This window comes from Desulfurellaceae bacterium (assembly GCA_021296095.1).
GTDB lineage: Bacteria > Desulfobacterota > Binatia > Bin18 > Bin18 > JAAXHF01.
In genome coordinates, this window is the sequence record JAGWBB010000071.1 from 2,998 (window position 1) to 3,506 (window position 509).

The 509-nt window shown below is 59.9% G+C and carries 1 protein-coding gene; it reads right to left on the reverse strand.

Annotated features, from left to right (window positions below):
* Positions 1–202, reverse strand: a 202-nt coding sequence (locus J4F42_16010) for a hypothetical protein (GenBank protein ID MCE2487020.1), incomplete at its 3' end; no start/stop codon positions are given.
* Between the last annotated feature and the right edge of the window lie 307 nt (positions 203–509).

Consider the following 509-nt stretch of genomic DNA (forward strand, 5'->3'; position numbering starts at 1 on the left):
GATCGGCGGCGGCTGGCTCCGAGAAATGTGCGGCGTACTGCTTAATGGCAGCGCTGCGCAGCCTGCCGCCATCCGTTGCAGCTTCAGTCAAGAGATCGAGTGCGAGCCGGTACAGCTCAGTCCCGAGCACCATCTTCAAGCGACTCTCGTAGTGATCCAGGTCGGTTTGCCCGGGCGCGCCGAGCATCTCGTCGGTATACACGTGCTCTACGTCCTGGGATGTGGCGTTTTGCCGAAAAGCGGTCTCCTTCAACCCAGTTTGCCCCTGCTTTCCTAAGCGTCATGCTTTCGCCTTCAAGCCAACAATTCTGTTGGCTACAATTTTGTTGGCAAAATCTTCCGCTGTCAAGTAGGGGAAAATCCAAGGGAGAGATCGGGCGACGCTTCAGGCCGATTCGCGCAGCTGGCGCAACTCGTGGACAATCGCCGTGTGGCGCTGGCGGCTGAGCCGATAGGGCAGGAAGCCGAGCACCATGCCGACGCCGAACAGCAGCGTCACCAGGGCGCTG